This window comes from Streptomyces sp. NPDC041108 (assembly GCF_055592645.1).
The window spans coordinates 1-1825 of record NZ_JBVIYK010000053.1 but is presented as its reverse complement, the minus strand read 5'-3'; the positions used below and the strand labels follow the sequence as shown (position 1 = coordinate 1825).

General features: G+C 68.8%; 1 protein-coding gene. It reads left to right on the top strand.

Annotated features, from left to right (window positions below):
• Positions 1-421: 421 nt before the first annotated feature.
• Positions 422-1825 (top strand): NF041680 family putative transposase (locus tag ACZ6BB_RS42150; protein ID WP_471620372.1); only part of this gene is annotated, 1404 nt, incomplete at its 3' end.

Here is a 1825-nt window from a genome sequence, read left to right as displayed (position 1 = left end):
CTACGAGCGCAAAGCCGAGCACTTCCTGGCCTTCACCAGCATCGCCTGCACCCTCATCTGCTACCGCAGACTCGCCAAATGAGATGACGTCTAAGCGGCGGCACGGGTGGTCATGGCAGCGCAGCAACACATGCCTTCACCATAGCCGACAGCGTCGGCGGACCATTTCGTGCGATGAATCACGAAGATTGGTACTCGCTGCCACGATGGATCAGCCGACGTCGCAAACAGCCACTCAGCTTGTCGTTTATCTGACGAGGTCGAAACGTGCCTCGAACTGGGTCGCTCACCTGGGCATTCGCGGGACGCGCGGGCGGCCTCGGCCTGATCATGTGCTCCGACCAAGGACGCACCTGACCAGACCGAGGCCGTGGAGATGAGTGTGCTGTAACAGTGGGACCGGCATGAGGCGTTCGCGAGGCTGTCACGCTTCCGTGGCGACTTCTACGACTGCCTGAAGGGACGGGCTGACGCGCTGTTCGAGCTCACCGACGCTCTGCTGTGCACGGACGGGCCGGTCAGGACACTGGTTGATCTCGCCCTGGCGCCGGAACACCGCCGTGGTCACGGTGCCTTGTACGGCGGCTTGAACAAGGGGCATGTGGATATCGGCCAGCTGCGGAGGAGGATCGCGGGGCTGGCGCTGCCCAAGGCCGCCGACGGCCGCCTGGTCCTGGCGGTCGACGTCTCGCCGTGGCTGCGGCCGGATGCTGCGACTTGCCCGGACCGCTCGTTCTGCCACACCTACGGCCGGGGCGAGGCCAAGCACCAGATGATTCCGGGCTGGCCGTACTCGGTCGTGGCCGCGCTGGAGACCGGCCGCACCTCCTGGACCGCGGTGCTCCACGCCATCCGTCTCCAGCCGGGCGGTGACCTCGCCGCAGTTACGACCGTCCAGTTGCGCGAGGTCGTCGATCGGCTCATCGCTGCTGGTCAGTGGCGTGAGGGGGATCCTGAGATCCTCATCGTGCTGGACTCCGGATACGACGCCCCTCGCATCGCCCACCTGCTGGCCGGCCTGCCCGTGGAGATCCTGGGACGGCTGCGCTCGGACCGGGTGATGCGCCGGCCGACACCGCCGCGCGTCTACAACCCCAAGGGCGGCCGGCCGCCCAAGCACGGCGGCGAGTTCGTCTTCGGCCAGCCCGACACCTGGGGCGCCGAGCAGGCTGTGACGGTCACCGACACGCGGCTCTACGGGAAGGCGACCTCGCAGGCGTGGCACCGGCTGCACCCGCGGCTGACCCGCCGGGCGGCCTGGGCCGACTACGAGGGTGCGCTGCCTGTCATCGAGGGCACCGTCATCCGCCTGATCGTGGAGAAGCTGCCCTCCGGCGGGGTCAACAAGCCGGTCTGGCTGTGGTGGTCGGGCACCGGCGCCACCGCGGCGGACGTCGACCGCTGCTGGCAGTCCTTCCTGCGCAGATTCGACGTCGAGCACACATTCCGCCTGTTCAAGCAGACCCTGGGATGGACGAAGCCCAGGCTCCGCAGCCCCGAGGCCGCCGACCGCTGGACGTGGCTGGTGATCGCCGCTCACACCCAGCTCCGGCTCGCCCGTCCGCTCGCCGTTGACCTGCGGCGGCCATGGGAGAAGAAGGCCGAGCCGAACAAGCTCACCCCGGCCAGAGTCCGCCGGGGGTTCCGGAACCTCCACGCGAAGACGCCCTCACCAGCGCGTGCACCGAAACCCACCACTCCCGGCCCCGGCCGTCCGCCCGGCTACAAGAACCGCCGACTGGCGCCACGCCACGACGTGGGACGCGTCCTGGCCACAGGCGAGGCACACACTCGCCCCGCCCACCACAAGAAGGGCACCAAGCCC